At 32.0% G+C, this 21,581-nt stretch carries 20 protein-coding genes and 1 riboswitch (1 of these 21 running past the window's edge); all 20 genes read right to left on the bottom strand.

Going from position 1 to position 21,581, the window contains the following annotated elements; genetic code table 11:
* Positions 1-6 precede the first annotated feature (6 nt).
* A complete protein-coding gene (gene metH / locus ACN5J5_RS10545; protein WP_418644855.1) occupies positions 7-2,685 on the bottom strand; it encodes a methionine synthase in 2,679 nt (892 codons plus the stop codon).
* A 16-nt stretch (positions 2,686-2,701) separates the two neighbouring features.
* Entirely contained in the window at positions 2,702-3,160 is a 459-nt protein-coding gene (locus ACN5J5_RS10540; protein WP_418644854.1) for a hypothetical protein, read from the bottom strand.
* 3 nt (positions 3,161-3,163) lie between these two features.
* Positions 3,164-4,162 (bottom strand): homocysteine S-methyltransferase family protein, encoded by a 999-nt coding sequence (locus ACN5J5_RS10535; protein WP_418644853.1) that lies wholly within the window; start codon positions 4,160-4,162, stop codon positions 3,164-3,166.
* A gap of 48 nt (positions 4,163-4,210) precedes the next feature.
* A riboswitch (SAM riboswitch) is annotated at positions 4,211-4,333 on the bottom strand.
* A gap of 64 nt (positions 4,334-4,397) precedes the next feature.
* Positions 4,398-5,288: a cysteine synthase CysM gene (gene cysM, locus ACN5J5_RS10530; protein ID WP_418644852.1), complete on the bottom strand. Its 891-nt coding sequence runs from the start codon at positions 5,286-5,288 to the stop codon at positions 4,398-4,400.
* Between the two features lie 3 nt (positions 5,289-5,291).
* The gene (gene epsC, locus ACN5J5_RS10525) at positions 5,292-6,032 is read right to left on the bottom strand and encodes a serine O-acetyltransferase EpsC (RefSeq protein WP_418644851.1); all 741 of its coding nucleotides are present in this window, start codon (positions 6,030-6,032) and stop codon (positions 5,292-5,294) included.
* Positions 6,033-6,035: 3 nt separating this feature from the next.
* Positions 6,036-6,368: a ferredoxin gene (locus ACN5J5_RS10520; RefSeq protein WP_418644850.1), complete on the bottom strand. Its 333-nt coding sequence runs from the start codon at positions 6,366-6,368 to the stop codon at positions 6,036-6,038.
* A gap of 19 nt (positions 6,369-6,387) precedes the next feature.
* A complete protein-coding gene (locus tag ACN5J5_RS10515; protein WP_418644849.1) occupies positions 6,388-7,443 on the bottom strand; it encodes an NAD(P)/FAD-dependent oxidoreductase in 1,056 nt (351 codons plus the stop codon).
* Positions 7,444-7,447: 4 nt separating this feature from the next.
* The gene (locus tag ACN5J5_RS10510) at positions 7,448-8,029 is read right to left on the bottom strand and encodes a precorrin-2 dehydrogenase/sirohydrochlorin ferrochelatase family protein (RefSeq protein WP_418644848.1); all 582 of its coding nucleotides are present in this window, start codon (positions 8,027-8,029) and stop codon (positions 7,448-7,450) included.
* An 18-nt stretch (positions 8,030-8,047) separates the two neighbouring features.
* Positions 8,048-8,632 (bottom strand): HPP family protein, encoded by a 585-nt coding sequence (locus ACN5J5_RS10505; protein ID WP_418644847.1) that lies wholly within the window; start codon positions 8,630-8,632, stop codon positions 8,048-8,050.
* A gap of 14 nt (positions 8,633-8,646) precedes the next feature.
* Positions 8,647-9,423, bottom strand: coding sequence for a uroporphyrinogen-III C-methyltransferase (cobA, locus tag ACN5J5_RS10500; protein ID WP_418644846.1), 777 nt, complete (start codon positions 9,421-9,423; stop codon positions 8,647-8,649).
* A complete protein-coding gene (locus ACN5J5_RS10495; RefSeq protein ID WP_418644845.1) occupies positions 9,416-11,521 on the bottom strand; it encodes a nitrite reductase in 2,106 nt (701 codons plus the stop codon). The genes cobA and ACN5J5_RS10495 overlap by 8 nt, the downstream gene beginning before the upstream one ends.
* A gap of 37 nt (positions 11,522-11,558) precedes the next feature.
* Positions 11,559-11,906, bottom strand: coding sequence for a 4Fe-4S dicluster domain-containing protein (locus tag ACN5J5_RS10490; protein WP_418644844.1), 348 nt, complete (start codon positions 11,904-11,906; stop codon positions 11,559-11,561).
* A gap of 11 nt (positions 11,907-11,917) precedes the next feature.
* Entirely contained in the window at positions 11,918-13,165 is a 1,248-nt protein-coding gene (locus tag ACN5J5_RS10485; protein ID WP_418644843.1) for a sulfate adenylyltransferase subunit 1, read from the bottom strand.
* 153 nt (positions 13,166-13,318) lie between these two features.
* The gene (gene cysD / locus ACN5J5_RS10480; RefSeq protein WP_418644842.1) at positions 13,319-14,224 is read right to left on the bottom strand and encodes a sulfate adenylyltransferase subunit CysD; all 906 of its coding nucleotides are present in this window, start codon (positions 14,222-14,224) and stop codon (positions 13,319-13,321) included.
* Between the two features lie 11 nt (positions 14,225-14,235).
* Positions 14,236-14,862 carry a phosphoadenosine phosphosulfate reductase family protein gene (locus ACN5J5_RS10475; RefSeq protein WP_418644841.1) on the bottom strand — a complete coding sequence of 209 codons (627 nt, stop codon included), beginning with the start codon at positions 14,860-14,862 and terminating at the stop codon, positions 14,236-14,238.
* On the bottom strand, positions 14,862-15,113 hold the full coding sequence (locus ACN5J5_RS10470) for a DUF2061 domain-containing protein (RefSeq protein WP_418644840.1): 252 nt from the start codon (positions 15,111-15,113) through the stop codon (positions 14,862-14,864). Before ACN5J5_RS10470 ends, ACN5J5_RS10475 begins: the two co-directional genes overlap by 1 nt.
* Before the next feature lie 119 nt (positions 15,114-15,232).
* Positions 15,233-15,640 (bottom strand): RrF2 family transcriptional regulator, encoded by a 408-nt coding sequence (locus ACN5J5_RS10465; protein WP_418646545.1) that lies wholly within the window; start codon positions 15,638-15,640, stop codon positions 15,233-15,235.
* 18 nt (positions 15,641-15,658) lie between these two features.
* Entirely contained in the window at positions 15,659-16,834 is a 1,176-nt protein-coding gene (locus ACN5J5_RS10460; protein WP_418644839.1) for a trans-sulfuration enzyme family protein, read from the bottom strand.
* A gap of 65 nt (positions 16,835-16,899) precedes the next feature.
* The gene (gene thrA, locus ACN5J5_RS10455) at positions 16,900-20,298 is read right to left on the bottom strand and encodes a bifunctional aspartate kinase/homoserine dehydrogenase I (RefSeq protein ID WP_418644838.1); all 3,399 of its coding nucleotides are present in this window, start codon (positions 20,296-20,298) and stop codon (positions 16,900-16,902) included.
* Positions 20,299-20,391: 93 nt separating this feature from the next.
* Positions 20,392-21,581: the 3' portion of an O-acetylhomoserine aminocarboxypropyltransferase/cysteine synthase family protein gene (locus ACN5J5_RS10450; protein ID WP_418644837.1), read on the bottom strand. The gene runs 85 nt beyond the window's last position; only the last 1,190 of its 1,275 coding nucleotides appear in the window; its start codon lies off the right edge, out of view; its stop codon occupies positions 20,392-20,394.

Raw genomic sequence — 21,581 nt, 5'->3', positions numbered from 1 at the left:
TATTTTTTAATTATCAGCTATCGCTGGATGCAACCATTTACGAGCTTTATCTAATGTTATTCCTTTTCTGTTAGCAAAATCACGCACCTGATCGTCTGTAATTTTTCCTAATCCAAAATATTTAGCTTCTTCGTTTCCAAAATAATAACCAGAAACTGCTGCTGCTGGCCACATCGCTAAACTTTCAGTTAGTGTTACACCTATTTTTTCTTCTACTTTTAATAAATCCCAAATCGTTTCTTTTTCTAAATGATCTGGACATGCTGGATATCCTGGTGCCGGACGAATTCCTTTATAGGTTTCCTTAATTAAGTCTTCATTAGATAATGTTTCATCAAATGCATATCCCCAATGTTTGGTTCTTACTCTGTGGTGTAAATATTCGGCAAAAGCTTCTGCAAAACGATCGGCAATTGCCTGTACCATAATGGCATTATAATCGTCTTCTTTTTCTTTATATTTTTTGGCTAATTCATCGGCACCATAAATAGCCGTACAAAATGCCCCCATATAATCTTGCTTTTTAGTTTCTTTAGGTGCAATAAAATCTGATAAAGCAAAACTTGGTTTTCCTTCTCGCTTTTTTAATTGCTGACGTAAGGTTCTAAAAACAGCTATTTCTTCTCCCTTTTTCTGAATTGAAATATCATCATCATTAATGGTGTTTGCTTCAAATAAACCAAATATTCCTTTTGGTTTTAGTAATTGTTTGGTAATAATTTCATCTAAAATCACTTTAGAATCTTCATATAACTGTGTTGCTTGTTCGCCAACTACCTCATCAGTTAAAATATCTGGATATCTACCGTGTAAATCCCAACTTCTAAAAAATGGACTCCAATCAATAAATGGTAATAATTCTTTTAAAGTTACTTGTTCTAAAGTTTGAATTCCTAACTCTTTTGGTTTAAAGATTGAACTTGTTTCCCAATCTATTTTAAACTTACGTTCTCGGGCTTCTTCAATAGAGATATAGGCTTTTGTTTTACCTCTTTTTAAGAATTTTTCACGAAACTCATCGTAGTCTTTTTTTAACTTTGCAACATAGGCATTACTGGTTTCTTCGTTTAATAAATCACTTACCACAGTTACCGCTCTTGATGCATCGTTTACATGAACCACCGCGTTTTTATATTGAGGATCTATTTTTACAGCCGTATGTGCTTTTGATGTTGTTGCTCCACCTATTAATAAAGGTACTGAAAACTCTTGGCGTTCCATTTCTTTAGCCAAATACACCATTTCATCTAACGAAGGTGTTATTAAACCTGATAAACCAATAATGTCTACATTTTCTTTTTTAGCAGCTTCAATAATTTTTTCTGGCGGAACCATTACTCCTAAATCAACAATTTCGTAATTGTTACAACCTAAAACAACACTCACTATATTTTTACCAATATCATGTACGTCACCTTTTACAGTTGCCATTAAAACTTTACCTAAGGCCTGTTGTTTTTCTCCTTTTTCTGCTTCAATAAACGGATTTAAATAAGCAACCGCTTTTTTCATTACTCGTGCCGATTTTACTACTTGAGGTAAAAACATTTTTCCGGCACCAAATAAATCTCCAACTACATTCATTCCAATCATTAAATGCCCTTCAATTACTTGAATTGGTTTTGCTGATTCTTGCCTTGCTTGTTCTACATCTTCAATAATAAACTCATCGATTCCTTTTACTAAAGAATGGGTGATTTTTTCTTGCAAAGGCAAACTTCTCCACTCTAAAACTTTTGCTTCATCTTGCTTTTTAACGCCTTTTACCGTTTCTGCAAAATCTAACAATCGTTCGGTTGCATCGTCTCTCCTATCTAAAACAACATCTTCAATATGTTCTAATAAATCTTTTGGTATATCATCGTAAATCTCTAGCATTGCCGGATTTACAATTCCCATATTCATTCCTGCCTCAATTGCATAATACAAGAAAACAGAATGCATAGCCTCTCTAACAATATTATTTCCTCTAAAAGAAAACGAAACATTACTTACACCACCACTTACACTTGCGTTTTGTAAATTTTGTCGTACCCAACGTGTAGCTTCAATAAAATCGATGGCATTTTTTCTGTGCTCTTCCATTCCGGTTGCAACAGGAAAAATATTTAAATCGAAAATAATATCTTCGGATGCAAACCCTACTTTATCTACTAAAACATTATACGATCGTTCGGCAATTTCAATTCTTCTTTCGTAAGTATCGGCTTGCCCAACCTCATCAAAAGCCATAACAATTACGGCAGCTCCGTACCTTTTAATTTGAGTGGCTTCCCAAATAAATTTTTCTTCTCCTTCTTTTAATGATATTGAATTTACAACACATTTTCCTTGTACTACTTGTAAACCAGCTTCGATAATTTCCCATTTAGAACTATCAATCATTAACGGAACTCTACATATATCAGGTTCGGCTGCTATTAAGTTTAAAAAACGAACCATGGCTTCTTTTCCATCAATCAAACCATCATCCATATTTACATCGATAATCTGAGCTCCTCCTTCAACCTGATGCCTTGCTATTGCTAAAGCTTCATCAAACTTCTCTTCTTTTATCAACCTTAAAAACTTACGAGATCCTGCAACATTTGTACGCTCTCCAACATTAATAAAATTGGTATGTTCACTTAAAACTAAAGGTTCTAAGCCCGAAAGTTTCATGTATTTATTCGTTTTTACACTCATTTTTTAATAATGTTACTTATTTAATTCTGATATATTTTTCAATAATATCTCTATGAATCCCTGCTTCTTTTACTTCTTCTAATCCGTATTGAATTAGTGTATCTCCTACTATTTTTACCGTAAAAGGAAACACGTGACCTCTAACAGCATCAACCGAAACATAGTTTAACGTTTCTTGGTAATTATTACCTTTTAACGTATAACTACCTCCGCCTCCATAAAAGCCTTCTCCATTTTTTTTAGGTTGATTAAAAAAGGCAAAATGACTGTTGTTTATAATTTTAATAAACTCTGCTTTAGATAAATCTTTAACTTTTACCGAATCATTTTCTTTAACCTCACCATAAACAAGTTTCCAAGTACCCTGTAAAGCTAATTTTGGAGTTGCTTTTTTTTCTTCTTTTACAGAATCGGTCGTTTTATTACAAGAAATTAATAAAACTATAACTAAGATTAATTGAATTATATTTTTCATTACTTATATCGTTTTTAACTGTCTAGGTGAATATTTTAGCGCTAAATCAGCAATTGCTTTAATATGTTCTGGAGTAGTACCACAACAACCACCTACAATGTTTATTAAGTTTTTCTTTAAATACTCTTCAATTTGTTCGGCAGTTTCTTCAGCAGTTTCATCATATTCACCAAATGCATTTGGTAAACCGGCATTTGGATGTGCCGAAGTAGCAAACTCAGTTTTCGAAGCAATTGCCTCTAAATGAGGTTGTAATAAATTAGCTCCTAAAGCGCAGTTAAATCCAACAGATAATAACGGAATGTGAGATACAGATATTAAAAAAGCTTCGGCAGTTTGCCCAGATAAAGTTCTTCCACTGGCATCGGTAATTGTACCGCTTAACATTACAGGAACCTCAATTTTTCGCTCGTCTTTTACTTCTTCAATAGCAAATAATGCAGCTTTTGCATTTAAGGTATCAAAAACAGTTTCAACTAATAAAATATCAGAACCTCCATCTAATAAAGCTTCTACTTGTAGTTTATAAGCAATACGTAATTCATCAAAAGTAACCGCTCTATAACCAGGGTCATTTACATCTGGCGACATACTTGCTGTTCTGTTCGTTGGGCCAATTGATCCTGCAACAAATCGTGGTTTATGAGGTTCTCTTGCTGTAAACTCATCAGCTACTTCTTTGGCTATTTTTGCCGATTGATAATTTAACTCGTACACCAAATCTTCCATTTGGTAATCTGCCATTGCTATCGTTGTACCCGAAAAAGTATTGGTTTCTATAATATCTGCTCCAGCATCAAAATACTTTGCGTGAATTGTTTTGATGGCTTCTGGCTGTGTTATAGACAGTAAATCGTTGTTTCCTTGTAAAGGAGTTGGATATTCTTTAAAACGTTCTCCTCGAAAATCTTCTTCAGTAAATTTATAAGCCTGAAGCATAGTTCCCATTGCTCCATCGAGCACGAGTATTCGTTTTTGTATTTCTGTATAAATGTTTGACATTCCTGATATTTTATAAGTAGAAGTTATCAGGAAAAGAGGAAAGTCTTTCCGTTATCTCTCTTAAAAATTGTTTTATCACAATATTTAAGTAGAATTTAGCACCTTCTTTGTTTGCACATAGGGTTGCTAAGGTTTCACAGGGTCTAATCCCTCCGCCTTTCTTGATAACATTCGTATTAAGTTAATGAACTAAAGTACAAATAAACAAACTTTTTTTGTTTTTACAACATCTTTATTAATAATTATATAAGTTAGATGATAAATATCTATCTCCTATATCGCAAATAACTGCTACAATAACTCCTTTTTCTATTTTTTCAGCGACTTGTAATGCTACATGTACCGCTCCACCACTACTCATTCCTCCAAAAACACCTTCTTGACTCGCTAATTTACGTGTCATGTTTCGTGCTTGGTTTTCACTTACTTCAATAATCTCATCAACTTTTGATCTATCAAAAATCTTTGGTAAATATTCTTCAGACCATTTTCTAATTCCATGAATACTCGATCCATCTGTTGGTTGCGCTCCAATTATTTGAACTTTTGAATTTTGTTCTTTTAAATAGGTAGAAACTCCCATAATGGTACCTGTGGTTCCCATGGCAGATACAAAATGAGTTACTTCTCCTTCAGTATCTTTCCAAATTTCAGGCCCTGTAGTTTTATAATGTGCTTTCCAATTATCGTTATTTTCAAATTGATTTAACATAAAATAACCTTCTTTATAGCGTAATTTTTGTGCTAAATCTCTGGCACCTTCTATACCTTCTTCTTTCGGAGTTAACAATACTTCTGCTCCGTAAGCTCTCATTGTTTTTACACGTTCTTCAGTCGCATTTTCGGGCATTACCAAAGTCATATGCAATCCTAATACTTTTGATATAAAAGCAAGTGCTATTCCTGTATTTCCACTAGTTGCTTCAACTAAATGATCTCCTTTTTTTATATTTCTTCGGTTTAAAGCCTCAAAAATCATATTATAAGCAGCTCTATCTTTTACACTTCCTCCAGGATTGTTTCCTTCTAATTTTAAAAACAAACGCACCTCTTTTTTATCAAGTATATTACTTACTTCTATTAAAGGTGTATTTCCAACAAAATCGGTTATTTTTTTTGCTTTCATAATTTATTTTTTTTCTATTGAAACAATTTTATTTTCTGATTGATAAATTACTAATGATTTTGCGGGTACAGATTCTGTAACACAAACATTAGCGCCAATTATACTACTCTCGCCAATTATAACATCTCCTCCTAAAATAGTGGCATTTGCATAAATAGTTACGTTGTTTTCTATCGTTGGATGCCTTTTTGTTTCGGCTAAACTCTTTTTAACTTGAATTCCGCCTAAAGTAACTCCTTGATAAATTTTTACATTTTCTTTAATCAATGTCGTTTCTCCTATAACAATTCCCGTAGCATGATCAATAAAAAACGAATTTCCTATGGTTGCTCCTGGATGAATATCTGTTCCTGTAACTCCGTGTGTATATTCGCTCATCATTCTTGGTAAAACTGGCACTTGTAATTTTACCAACTCATGACTTAATCGATAAACGGCTATGGCATGAAACCCTGGATATGCTAAATATACCTCTGCTAAACTTTTAGCTGCAGGATCAGTTTGTTCAAAAGCAATAGCATCTAAATCTAATTTTTTACGAATTTCTTTAAATTTTGCTTTATAAAGTTTCCAAATAGTTATCGATTCTTTTATCTGTAACTTTTCAGCTATTTCAGAAAATAAATTTTCTATTGTTTTTATATTCTCTTTATAATACTGCTCATCAAAAAGAGCGTAAAATAGTTTTTTTGTAAACGTTTCTACAGTATCTTTTAATGTGAGTGTATAATTTTTTAATGGCATAAATTACATTTCAGGCGCTAATTGTACTTCTAATCCTTCTAATTCTGGTTTCATTTGAATTTGACACCCTAAACGACTATTGTCCTCAACATGAAAAGCTTCTGCTAACATCATATCTTCATCAACGCTCATTTCTGGTAATTCATGTTCAGATTTCACATAACATTGACAAGAAGCACACATTGCCATACCACCACAAACGCCTATGGTACCTTCTTCTGCTAATTCGTATGAACGAATTACTTCCATTAAATTCATTGCCATATCTGTTGGTGCAATAATTTCGTGAAGTACTCCTTCTCTATCTGTTATTTTTATATTGATATCTGCTGACATTATTTAGTATTAAATCTTATTACTGAATTGCTTTTACTACTGCTTTTGGTGCTTCTTTTTTAGTTCCATCAAAACCTTCAACTCCTCCTACTGTTGTATATTTCATCACATATTTTTTATCTGGATGAATTATTTTATAAGCACTTTGGCACATTAAAGTAGCTTCATGAAAACCACATAAAATTAACTTTAACTTACCTGGATACGTGTTTACATCTCCTATTGCAAATATACCAGGAATATTTGTTTGATAATCTAAAGCATTGTTAACTTTAATTGCATTTTTTTCAATTTCTAATCCCCAATCTGCTATTGGCCCCAATTTTGGTGATAATCCAAATAAAGGAATAAAGTGATCTGTATCAATAATAAAAGGTTCTTCTCCTTTCTTTTCAACGGCTACTCCTGTAACGTGCTCTTTCCCTAAAATTCCTTTTACTTCAGCTGGAGTAATTAGATTAATTTTCCCTAAATTTTTTAACTCTTGTGCTTTTTCAACTGAATCTAACGCTCCTCTAAATTCGTTTCTTCTATGAATTAAGGTTACTTCGGACGCTACATCTGATAAGAAAATTGCCCAATCTAAAGCCGAATCTCCACCTCCAGAAATCACCACTTTTTTATCTCTATACAGTTCTGGATCACGAATAATATATTCAACCCCTTTATCTTCAAAATCTGCAATATTAGGAATCGGTGGCTTACGAGGTTCAAAACTTCCTAAACCACCAGCAATAGCAACTATTGGAGCGTGGTGTTTTGTTCCTTTATTAGTAGTTACAATAAAAGTTCCGTCTTCTTGTTTTTCAATGGTATTTGCACGTTCTCCTAAAGTAAAACCAGGTTCAAACTGCTTCGTTTGTTCAATTAACTTATCGGTTAAATCACCTGCTAAAATTTCTGGATATGCAGGGATATCATAAATAGGTTTCTTCGGATATATTTCTGAACATTGCCCTCCTGGTTGTGGCAACGCATCAATTAAATGACATTTTAATTTTAACAATCCTGCTTCAAAAACGGTAAATAATCCTGTAGGTCCTGCGCCTATAATTAATATATCTGTTGTAATCATTTGTTTAATATTTCACTAAACTCTCTGTGAGTTTGTTTAATGTTTCTACTTTTTTTTCGAAATTCCCTTTAATGGTTTTTCTATATTTATTTAAATTCTCTACTAATTCGTTAATATCTTCCGGAATTACCTCTTCAAAAAACTGACGTAATCTTTTAGCGGTTGTTGGCGATTTTCCGTTTGTAGAAATCGCTATTTTCACATTTCCTTTCGTTACAATCCCGCCCATATAAAAATCGCAATATGGTGGATTATCAGCAACGTTTACTAAAATATTATTTTGCTTACAATCTTTATAAACCTGTATATTTGCCTCTACATTATCGGTTGTAGCTATAACTATATTTTGGTTATTTAAATACGATTCATTGTAGCTATCAACAATCATATTTACCGTAAACTCTTTTGCCAATTCTTTTGTTTCTTCTCTAAAAAAAGGAGCAACCATGGTTACTTTAGCATCTGGGCTCGATTTTAATAAAAAAGATAATTTTTCTAACGCTACAAAACCTCCTCCAACTATTAAAATTGCTAACTGTTCTGTTTTTAAAAAAATCGGATATAAATTATTTTTCTCTACACTCATTTTCTTCTTTTTAAAAAATCAACGTTTTATTTTTCTAAATACTCTCGTATATTTTTTATTAGTTGGATAGCTTCTGTTTTTAGTCATATTATTTGTTATTAAAGCCACTACAAATAAAATAAGTACGCCGCTTAAAACTGGCGAAAAAACATACATATAACCTAACTCTTTTATTTTTTCTGTACCTATTATTGCTATTAAAGCCGTTGCGCCTCCTGGTGGATGCAATGTTTTTGTGTATTGCATTAATATAATTGATACCGAAACTGCCAATGGTGCGGTAATCCAAATAATATCTGGCAAAAATTTAGCTATTGTAACGCCAATTATTGCGGATAAAACATGACCGCCAATTAAATTTCTTGGTTGTGCTAACGGACTCTGAATTGCGCCATAAACTAAAACACAAGTGGCACCAAACGAACCTATTAAAAAAATATTTTCAACTTTTGATAAATAAAAAGATTGTATAAAAGCAATAATTCCTATTCCGATAAAAGCACCTATAAAAGACCAAAAACTCTCTATATAATCTAACGATGTTTCCTTATAAAGTATGTACTTTGTTTTTCTGATCGTTCGTTTTACCTTGTGCTTTACCATGCCAATAAATTATTTTAAGCGAGCAACAAATTTTCAATTGCGGCTTTTTCTTGTATTCTTTTTAAATCTTGCTGATGTTTAACCACCTCGCCTAAAATAATAATTGCTGGGTTACTTAGCTCATTTTTTTTAACAATTTCTAAAATAGTATCTACCGTACCAATACCTACTTTTTCTCTAGAAGTTGTACCGTCCTGAATAATAGCTACTGGTAAATTATTTTTATTTTCTTGTTGAAATAATTTTACAATTTCTGGCAATTTTCCCATTCCCATCAATACAACAACTGTTGCATTAGATTTTGCTGCCAAAGCCACATCATTAGATAATTTATGCTCTTTTGTTGTACCTGTAATCACCCAAAAACTCTCTGCACTACCTCTTTTTGTAACTGGTATATTTTGATATGCCGGAACTGCTAATGATGATGAAATACCAGGAACCATTGCTGTTTCTACTCCAAAACCTGCTGCATATTCCATTTCTTCAGCACCGCGCCCGAAAATAAAAGGATCACCACCTTTTAAACGAACTACATGCCCGTGACTTTTTGCTCTTGCTACAATTAACTCATTAATTTGCTCTTGCTGATATTTATAACATCCTCTTCTTTTTCCAACAAAAATTTGTTCTGCATTCGGATTTATAAACTCTAATAATTCTTCATTTACCAAAGCATCATATAAAACAACATCTGCTTTTTTTAATGCTTTTATTGCCTTTAATGTAATTAAATCTACATCTCCAGGACCTGCACCAACAACGGTTAATTTTGGTTTTTTATTAAGCATGACTAACTTCTTGTTTTCTAAAAGCATCTATTTTTTTATAAAATGATTTTGCGTCATTTAAATAATTTTCTGCAAATACTTTTGTTGGGTTTTCTCTTTTTATTTGATATACTAACTCTTCAAAACTAACATCTAAACTAACTTTATTAGTCGCTACAAAATGTTCTTGAAAGCTTGTAATAATACCTGCTTGTGTGTTTGTTTTTATATTTTCGGCAATTAATAAAGCTTTTGCTGTATTAACTAAAGAGGTATATGAATGATAAATACTATCTGAAAATTGATTTTCTTTTAAAGCCTCTGCTGAGTTTGTAATTTTTTCTTCACTTTCAAATAAAAGTGTTGCTATTAAATCAATTACAACTCCCGCACATTCACCTACTCCAATTGCTTTTACGTAATTTTCGGAATGTCCCCAGTCAATAAAATCACTTGGTTCTAAATTTGTTGTATCAGACAATCCTTTTAATAAATCGTAGAAATATGTTTTTCCTTGTCTATCGTAATACGCTAAAAAAGTTTCCTCTTCTTGCTGATTATTTTCAACATCATTTAATAAAATACGTAATGCTTCTGGACCTCTTTTACTTGGTACTTTAACTAATTTATCAGAAAAACGTCCTTTCCCATCACCTAAAATACCACCACCTATTAAAATTTGTAATGCTGGTGCTTGCAAAGCGCCTACTTTTATAGACATTCCTTGAAAACCAATGTGTGCCATATTGTGTTGCCCACAAGCATTCATACAACCACTAATTTTAATAGCGATTTCTTTATTATTTAAATACTTCGGATATTCTTCTTCTAATACCTTTTCTAGTTCTACCGCAATTCCTGTACTACTTGAAATTCCTAAATTACAAGTATCAGTTCCTGGACATGCTGTAATATCAGCTGTAGAATTATAACCTGCTTTTGCAAAACCTAATTTTTGTAATTCTACATAGAAAAAAGGTAACAATTCTTCTTTTACATGACGAATTAAAATATTTTGACGTAAGGTTAAACGGATTTCATTTGCTGCATATTTTTTAACTAAATCTGCTAACAACCTTGCTTTAGGCGTATAAAAATCACCTAAATGAATTTTAAGCCCTATTGCAAATAAACCTTCTTGTTTTTGTTTGATTACATTGGTTTCTTTCCATTTTTTATAAGCAACTTCATCTTCAATTTTTACTGAAGGAATTGCTATTTCTTGAAAAGAAATTGGTTGTTCAAACTCGGTAGTATCTACTTTAAATGTTTTATTTTCTAAAGCATTAACTTCATCAGATACTAATTGTAAAAAAGTATCAACTCCTAAATCCTTTACTAAAAACTTTAACCTTGCTTTTGCGCGTTTTGCACGCTCACCAAATCGATCAAAAATTCTTAAAACACCTTCAATAGTTGGTATTAATACGTCTTCTTCTAAAAAGTCGTAAATAACATCTGCATGTCTTGGTTGCGATCCTAAACCACCTCCTAATAATACTTTAAATCCTTTTTTAGTAACACCGTTTTCAGTCTTTATTTTTGCTATAAATCCTAAATCATGAATAAAACTAATCGCTGTATCATCATCTGTACCCGAAAAAGACATTTTAAATTTACGTCCCATTTCTTGACAAATTGGGTTTCTTAAAAAGAATTTAAACGTAGCATCTGCATACGGCGAAACATCAAAAGGTTCGTTTACATCAATTCCTGCAGTTTCTGATGCCGTAATATTTCTTACCGCGTTTCCACAAGCTTCACGTAGTGTAATATCATCTTTTTCTAGTTGCGCCCATAATTCTGGCGTTCTATCTAAACTTACGTGATGTATTTGAATATCTTGTCTGGTAGTGATGTGTAATCTTCCACGAGAATACTCATCTGAAACATCAGAAATTCTATGTAACTGTTCGCTTGTAACTCTACCAAACGGTAATTTTATACGAATCATTTGTACACCAAACTGACGCTGACCGTAAACTCCTCTTGCCAAACGTAAACTTCTAAAACGTTCTTCGTCTATTTTTCCCTCTTTAAAAAGTTGAATTTTTCTTTCTAATTCTAGAATATCTTTTTCTACAATTGGGTTCTCTATTTCGGTTCTAAAACTTTGCATTACTATATATCTTAGGCTTGTAAGCGTTACTTTTTAATTAATTGTGTAAGAATTTTTGCTTTGTCAATAATTCTTCTTCTGTTTCTACATAATTGTCATCTGGAACACAACAATCTACCGGACATACCGCGGCACATTGTGGCTCTTCATGAAAACCAATACACTCGGTACATTTATCTGGTGCTATAAAATAGTATTCGTCTGAGACTGCTTCTTGTGTTTCGTCAGCATCTACCGTACTACCATCTTTTAATTTTACACTTCCTGTTAAAGAAGTTCCTTCGCTATATTTCCAATCTTCAGCTCCTTCGTAAATAGCTGTGTTTGGGCATTCTGGTTCGCATGCTCCGCAATTGATGCATTCATCGGTTATTATAATTGCCATACTATTTTTAATTACTGAATAAAGCCAACACCGGCTGTATTATTGGTTTTTGGATTGATTAAAATAAAGGTTCCGTTTGCTTTATTTTTACTGTAAGCATCTACAAATAATGGTTTACTTACTTTTAAACTAACTTCTCCTATTTCATTTAATGTTAATGCTGGTGGATTTTCTTCTGTACCAGAAAAATCAGTTTTTATAAGTGATGATAATCCTGTTATTTTTGCTTGTACATCATTTACACCATGCTTTATATAATATTTGTTAGCTGCTTGTAAAGGTTCTTTATCCATCCAACAAATAGTTGCATTTAATTCTTTGGTAACCGTAGGTTGTTCTTCAACTTTTACCAACATATCTCCTCTACTTACATTTACATTATCTTCTAAAGTAATAGTAACCGAGCTTCCTCTTTTTGCTTGTAAATATTCTTCATCAAAAAAATGAATGCTTTTTATTTTTGATGCAGTTGCCGATGGTAAAACTGTTACAGAATCTCCTACTGCTAAATCGCCTCCATAAATTTTACCTGCATAACCTCTAAAATCATGATATTCGGCTGTTTTTGGTCTAATTACAGTTTGTACAGGAAAACGTGTTTGAGATTTTTCTTGTAAATCTTCAGATACCAAACCTTCTAAATGATCTAATAAGGTTGCTCCTTTATACCAAGGTGTATTTTCTGATTTTTGCACAACATTGTCTCCTTTTAAAGCAGACATTGGAATGAATGTTAATTTTTGACCTTTGTACGAGCTTTTACCTGCTAAATACTCGATTTCATTTTTGATTTCGTTAAATTTTTCTTCAGAAAAATCAACTAAATCCATTTTATTAATAGCAATTACTACGTTTTTTACGCGCAATAAATTGTTTATAAAAAAGTGTCGGTAAGTTTGTTCTATAACTCCGTTACGTGCATCAATTAACACAATTGATGCTTGTGAGTTAGAGGCTCCTGTAACCATATTTCGTGTGTACTCGATATGCCCAGGAGTATCTGCTATTATAAAACTGGTTTTTGGTGTTGAAAAATATATATGCGCTACATCAATCGTAATTCCTTGTTCTCTTTCGGCAACTAAACCATCCGTTGCTAATGAAAAATCTAAGTAGTCAAAACCTCTTTGCTTACTTTTTTCTTCAATGGCTTCTAATTTATCGTCTGTTAGTGATTTGGTATCGTATAAAATACGACCAATTAAGGTACTTTTACCATCATCTACACTACCTGCTGTTGCTATTTTTAATACGTTCATAACTCAAGCCCATCCTAACCTTCCCAAAGGGAAGGAACTCTTACTCGGCTAAAATAAGAGTATTGTTATTTTATGACCTACAGATTCTTTAAACCTTGCAGACTGTTTTTCATTTCGATTCCGTTGCTCCCCCTTCGGGGGAAAGGGGGCTTTTTAAAAATACCCTTGCTGTTTACGTTTTTCCATAGCTGCTTCAGATCTTTTATCATCTATTCTAGCTCCACGTTCTGATATGGTTGATACTTTAATTTCGTTAACTACAGTATCTATATCTACGGCATCAGAAAGTACTGCGGCGGTACAACTCATATCACCAACGGTTCTAAAACGCACCATTCGTTCTTGTACTACTTCTTCTTCATCTCTATAAACTACATCGTCTTCTGCCGACCATATTAATCCGTCTCTTAAAAAAGTAGCTCTTTTGTGAGCAAAATAAATGGATGGTATTTCGATGTTTTCTTTTTGAATGTATGACCAAACATCTAATTCTGTCCAGTTTGAAATAGGAAAAACACGTACATTTTGCCCTAAATCAATTCTTCCGTTTAGCATATCAAACAACTCTGGACGTTGATTTTTTTCATCCCATTGCCCAAAATCATCACGAACAGAAAAAATACGTTCTTTTGCTCTTGCTTTTTCTTCATCTCTACGCGCACCGCCGATACATGCATCGAAACCAAACTCATCAATTGCATCTAATAACGTTTCTGTTTGCAGCATATTTCGGCTCGCGTATCTCCCTTTCTCTTCCTTAACTCTTCCGGTATCTATGTTATCTTGTACATTTCTTACAATTAACTCAACCCCTAATTCTTTTGCTAAACGGTCTCTAAACTCAATAGTTTCAGGGAAATTATGTCCTGTATCTATGTGCATTAATGGAAACGGTATTTTAGCCGGATAAAATGCTTTTTGTGCGAGTCGCACCAGTGTTATACTGTCTTTTCCCCCCGAAAATAATAACACTGGCTTTTCAAATTGAGCGACTACCTCCCTAAATATATATATAGCTTCGCTTTCTAAAGCTCCTACTTGTATTGTTTTTGTATTCATAATCATATCTTTTAAATATGTAAACCACATTCTCTATTGCTTTCTACTTTTGTTGGATCGAAGTATTTAAACTCGTTTGGCAAATTATGTTCTTTTAAATATTCGTCTAAATCTTCATCTGACCAGTGATAAAACGGACTTACCTTTAAAATACCGTCTTTACTAAAAGATAAAACCCCAATACCATCTCTAAAAGCAGTTTGTCCCTTACGTAAATTTGTAAACCATATTTTTGGTTGATGTTCAGCCATTGCTCTTTTAAAGGGCTCTAACTTTACTTGCTCGGTAAAAAGAGCATGATTCTCATCATCTACCGAAGGAAGTCCCATTATAATATTACGATGTGCAACCGTTTGTTTTGGTACATATAATGCTACATTTAACTTTAATTTTTTTATTAACTCTTCCGCATGTTTATAAGTTTGAGGTGTGTTATAACCTGTATCGCACCATATAACTTTTATTGAAGGATTTTTGGTAGCAATTAAATGTAAAATAGCTACTTCGTAAGGCCTAAAATTAGTTGTAATGATTGTTTTTTGACTTAAATCGAAAACCCACTCAATTATTTCTTTCGGACTTAATTTTTCTAATCCTTTATTTAATTCTTCAATATTTAATTGCTCTTGTAAGCTCATTATTTTCCCCATTTTATTTTATTCCAAATTCTTTCGTGAAAGAAATACAATACCATTTTTGTTACCAACTCTATACTTCCTATTGAAAAAGCTAAGGTTAACTCGCCAGTTATTATCCAAGAAATTAAAACGGTATCAATGGTTCCAATTACTCTCCAACTAACAGACTTTACAAAACTTCGTAACGGATTTTCTGAAGCTTTATCTGACTTATAATTTTTTTTATCTTCTATGAATTGTTCTAAAATCATTTTAAAATATAATACCCTATCGGGTTACTAGGTTTTAATGTGCGACAAATGTATATATTCATTTTAAATAAAAAAACATTTATTTAAAAAATTAACATTAAGGTAATTTTTGTTTAATTTTAAACTAAATCAGCAAGGGTATTATTTCTAAGAACTTGAAGTGTATTATCTCTTACTTGTATCATTAATTTATGAACAGAACAAGCATCTTCGTCTGGGCAATCACTACATTTTTCGTAATAATTAAGGCTTACACAAGGCAACATGGCAATTGGTCCTTCTAGGGTTCTAATAACATCAGTCATTTTAATTTCTGATGCTTCTTTTAACATATAATAGCCTCCGCCTTTTCCTTTTTTAGCTCCTAAAAAACCAGCTCTTCGTAAGGTAAGTAATATGCTTTCTAAAAATTTATGTGAAATATTTTCGCTTTTAGAGATAGTTGCAATTTGAACTTTATCTCCTTTTTCTTGCCTAGCAATAAATGTTAGCGCTTTTAATCCGTATTTCGTTTTTTTAGAAAGCATAGTACAAAAATACACTTTTTATTTTGTTGATAATTCTAATGCTTGTTTTAAATCATTTATAATATCCGTTACATTTTCTAAACCAATAGAACATCGTACCAAACCGTCAGTAATACCAACTTCTAATCTGTCATCAATACTAAGTTTACTATGCGTTGTAGATGCTGGATGCGTTACAATAGTTCGTGTATCGCCTAAATTTGCAGACAATGAGCACATTTTAATGGCATTTAAAAAACTACGTCCTGCTTCAATACCGCCTTTAACCTCAAAAGCAACAATGTTACCACCTAAGCGCATTTGTTTTTTTGCTATTTCGTATTTTGGATGCGATTTTAAAAAAGGATATTTCACTAAATTTACCTTCGGATGAGCTTCTAAAAACTCCGCTACCTGTAACGCATTTTCGCAATGTTTTTCTACACGAATACTTAATGTTTCTAAACTTTTTGATAATACCCAAGCGTTAAACGGAGACATTGCTGGTCCTGTATTTCTTGAAAACAAATAAATTTCACGAATTAAATCGGCTTTACCAACAGCAACTCCTCCTAAAACTCTTCCTTGTCCGTCAATTAATTTTGTAGCTGAGTGAATTACTAAATCTGCACCAAAATCTATTGGGTTTTGTAAATATGGTGTTGCAAAACAATTATCTATCACTAATAATAAATTATGCTTTTTTGCTATTTTACCTAACAACTCTAAATCTATAATATCAACTGCCGGATTTGTAGGCGTTTCTGCATATAATATTTTAGTATTTGGTTTAATTAAGCTCTCAATAGTATCGACTTCATTAATTTTAAAATAACTAGTTTCAATATTCCATTTTGGCAAATATTTAGTAAATAAACTATGAGTAGAACCGAAAACCGAACGACATGAAACTATATGATCGCCAGCATTTAACAAAGCCCCGAAAGTAGAAAAAACAGCTGCCATTCCTGTTGCAAAAGCATAGCCCGCTTCCGCTTTTTCCATTGCCACAATTTTATTTACAAATTCTGTGGTATTTGGGTTTGAAAATCGACTATATAAATTCTTTTCTTTTTCTTCGGCAAAAGACGCTCTCATATCTTCAGCATCATCAAATACAAAACTAGATGTTAAGTATAAAGGTGTAGAATGCTCAGAAAATTGCGATCGTTCTGTTTGCGTTCTAATTGCTTCGGTTTCGAAATTTTTACTCATATTTTTTGTTTTTTTATATTGATAAATCAATATCTAGTATATTTTATAAAAATTAGTATTTCTATTTATTGTTTGTTTGCCAATCGTAAAATATCGCCAAAAACACCTCTTGCAGTTACTTCTGCTCCTGCTCCTGCTCCTTGAATTACGATAGGTTGCGCTCCGTACGACTCTGTATAAATTTCAAAAATTGCATCCGACCCTTTTAAGCTTCCTAAAGGAGAACTTGTTGGTACCGAAACTAATTTTACATCTAACTCTCCTTTTGTTTTTGATAAATCGCCATGTAAATCGCCTATATATCGTAATACGTGATCTTTTTCTTGAGCATCTTTTTTATCTTTAAATTCGGTGTTTAATTTATCTAAATTCGATAAAAATTCTGCTGATGAAATGTCTCTAAATTCTGTTGGAATTAAATTTTCGATAGTAATATCTTCAAATTCATTTTCTAAATCTAACTCACGAGCCAAAATCAATAGTTTTCGTGCTACATCGTTTCCGCATAAATCTTCTCTCGGATCTGGCTCTGTAAATCCGCTATCAATTGCTTCTTGTAATACGTTTGAAAACGGAACTTCATCCGAAGAAAACTTATTAAATAAATAACTTAACGAACCTGAAAACACCCCTCTAATACGTGTAATGTTTTCGCCAGAATCATGCAATAATTTAATGGTATCAATTAAAGGTAAACCTGCACCAACATTGGTTTCATACAAATATGATTTGTTATTAATTTCTAATGTTTTTCGTAAATTTTTATAAAATTTGTGAGATACCGTATTTGCTATTTTGTTTGATGAAACTAAATCGAAACCATTTTCTATTAACGGTATATAATTTTCTATAAATTCGCCACTTGCGGTATTATCTACAGCTATTAAATTTTCGAGATGGTACTTTTTAGCAAAATCTATTACGCTATCAACAATATGTGTTTCATCTTCATTATTTTTTAAAATTGTTTTCCAATTTTCTACAGCGCCATCGCTACTTAACAATACTTTTTTAGAGCCTGCAATGGCAAAAATATTTAGTTGAATTTTCTTTCTTTCTACGATTGATTTTGTGTTTGCTATTATTTGATTAATCAGTGTACCACCAACTAAACCTTTACCAAATATGGCTATATTTATTTTTTTTGCAACACCAAAAACCTGTCCGTGAATTACATTTAAAGCTTTATGTAATTGCGCTTTTTTAACCACTAAACTTACGTTTTTTCCCGAAATTGTGTTGTTAAATAACAACGGAACAATTTGATTTTTTATCAACGCATTATACGGATGATGAAATTCACTTAAATCTTGCCCAATTATTGAAATTACCGAAACATCGTTTATAATTGCTATTTGATTTACATCTTTGGTATAAAAATCACTTTCAAATTCTTGCTCTAAAGCTCTAACCGCTTCATTGGCTTTGTCTTTATCAATAACTAAACCAATACCTCTTTCTGATGATCCTTGAGATATAATGCTAACACTAATGCCGTTATTACTTAGAACTCTAAAAATACGTGCATCTACCCCTACTTTCCCCAATAAACCTCTTCCTTCAAAATTTAATAGCGCTACATTATCTAAAACTGATAAGGATTTTATGCCTTTTGAATTTGATTTAGCGGTAATTAACGTTCCTTTATCATCTTGATTAAATGTATTTAAAATTCGAAGATTGATATTTTTTTCTAATAACGGAATAATCGTTTTTGCATGTAAAATATTGGCTCCGAAATTAGCTAATTCATTTGCTTCAGAAAATGATAATTCTTCTATTTTTTTTGCATCAGCTACTAAATCAGGATTTGCAGTAAAAATCCCATCAACATGTGTATAATTTTGCAACTCTTCTGCATCTAAATAATTTGCCAATAAAGACGCTGTGTAGTTACTACCATTTCTACCTAAAGTAGTAGTTTCTCCTTTTAAGTTAGATGCTATAAAACCTGTTACAATATTTATTTTTTCACCATTATGATTTTTAAAATGTTTTACTACATTTTCTTTAGATATATTTATAATTGGTTGTGCGTTACCAAAATTTTCATCCGTTTTTAATAATTGTCTAGCATCTGTAGCATTTGCTTTTATTCCTTTTTCGTTTAAAAGTGCTGAAACTGTTTTGGTTGATAATAACTCACCTTGTGCTAAAACTTCGTCTTTTATTTTTTGACTATAATCACCTAATAAACTAACACCTTCAAAAAACTTTTCTAAACGAGAAAACTCTGGCGAAAAATCAACTAACGGAGTTAATTTAGATTGTTCGTATTTAAAAGCTTCAAATTGTTCGATATAGGTTTTGTTTTTAGTAGCTTTTTCTAAAATTTCTTCTAATTGATCGGTAGCATTTCCTCTTGCAGATACTACTACAGCTATATTTTCTTGATTATTTACTTTTTGTTCAATAATAGAAATTACATTATTAATTCCTTCATTCGACAGCGATTTTCCGCCAAATTTTAATATCTTCATTTTATTATTTTTTATATTTAGATTAAAAATTGGAGCAATTATTTTTTCTAACTGCTCATATTCAATCAAAAAAGCATCGTGTCCGTGAACCGAATTTATTTCGTTATAAGTAACGTTTGAATGTACTAACGCTAATTCTTTTTGAGTTTCTCTATTTTCTTCAGCTGTAAAAAACAAATCAGAATCAACACCAATAATGTGTATCTCTGCTTCAATTATTTCTAAAATGTCTGAATTATTTACACCTTTAGTAACATCAATTGTTTTTAATAATTGATTCATTAATTTATATGATGCTAGCTGATAGCGCTCTTGTAATTTTTTACCATGATGTAACAACCAACTTTCTACATTAAAAACTTCTGAATCTTCTCTTTTTGATCGATGAAAACGTTCTTTAAAAGATTTTGGAGTTCTATAGCATAACATTGCATGCATACGAGCATCGTGTACAGGACTACTTGAATTATTTAAAAACTGTTCTTGAATTTGGCAATTACCAATCAACCAATCGGTAGATTTCCAATCGGTAGCTATCGGAATTAAATGCTTTGTTATTTTTGGGTTTAAGACAGCCATTTCCCAAGCAATTCCACCACCTAATGACCCGCCAATTAAAGCAAATAATTGCTTTACATTTAGTTCTTCTAAGCCTAATAAAAATATTTTAGCAATATCTCTAGCTATAAAATCTTTATAGTTTTCTATTAAAAAACCATCATGTCCATTTCCAGGAATATTAAAGCACAAAACTGTGTATTTATCAGTATTTACCGCTTTATTTTGTCCTATTAATTCTTTCCACCAACCATTTTTAACATCAGCAACATTACTATTACCCGTTAAAGCATGATTGATTAATACCACAGGAGCAGTTCCTAATTTTTCCCCAAAAATCTGATAACTTAAAGCTATTTTACTAAATAAAACACCGCTCTCCGTGGTAAAATCAATAATATTTATATGTGCTAATGTATTTGTCAATTGTATGTTTTTTAAATATAAAACCGAACGATTTACATGAATTTATTCCCCTTCAAAAAAATAAGACTCAATACATTCGATTCTTTTTTATGTTTATATGGTAGAAAAAGCTTCTTTTAAATCGCCTTTTAAATCTGCTAAATCTTCAAGTCCTACAGACAAACGAATTAAATCATTCGTAACACCTGCACTTTCTTGTGCTTCTTCACTTAATTGTTGATGTGTTGTACTAGCAGGGTGAATGATTAGTGATTTTGTGTCTCCAATATTTGCTAATAATGAGAAAAGTTTTGTGTTATCAGATACTTTTTTTGCTGCCTCATAACCACCTTTTACACCAAATGTAACAATACCACTTTGTCCTTTTGATAAATATGTTTTTGCTAACTTGTTATATTTACTACTTTCTAAACCTGGGTAATTTACCCAAGCTACTTCTGGTTGCTCTTCCAACCATGTAGCAATATCTAGTGCGTTTTTACTATGCTTTTTTATTCTGATATTTAATGTTTCTAATCCTTGAATAATATTAAATGCATTTGTAGGACTTAAAGCACCTCCAAAATCTCTTAGCCCTTCTAAAATTAATTTAAATGTGTAAGAAGCTGCACCTAAAGCGTCATGATAAACCAATCCGTGATATCCTGCTGATGGTTCTGTAAATTCAGGGAATTTACCATTTGCCCAGTTAAAAGTTCCTGCATCAATAATTGCTCCTCCTAAAGAATTTCCTTGACCTCCAATATATTTTGTTAATGAATGAATTACAATATTTGCACCATGTTCTATCGGATTTAACAATGCTGGTGTAGCTACTGTATTATCAACAATAAAAGGAACTTCAGCTTTTTTTGCATGTGTAGAAATAGCTTTTAAATCCAACACATCTAATTTCGGATTCCCTAAAGATTCAACAAAAAATGCTCTGGTATTATCCTGTACAGCTGCTTCAAAGTTATCTGGATTAGAAGCATCAACAAAAGTAGTTGTAATACCTAATCTTGGTAAAGTAACATTTAATAAATTGTAAGTTCCACCGTACAAACTACTTGAAGCTACAATATGATCTCCTGCTTTTAACAACGTTAACAATCCTGTTGAAATTGCTGCCGTACCAGATGCGAATACTACAGCTCCTGTTCCGCCTTCTAAAGAAGCTAAACGCTCTTGTAAAATTTGATTGGTAGGGTTATTTAAACGTGTGTAAATAAATCCTAATTCTTTTAATGAAAAAAGATTTGCTGCATGATCTGAATCATTAAAAACATACGAACTGGTTTGAT

Source organism: Tenacibaculum insulae (assembly GCF_964512435.1).
GTDB lineage: Bacteria > Bacteroidota > Bacteroidia > Flavobacteriales > Flavobacteriaceae > Polaribacter > Polaribacter insulae_A.
The sequence above is the reverse complement of the archived record's forward strand: the minus strand, read 5'-3'. Positions and strand labels throughout refer to the sequence as shown.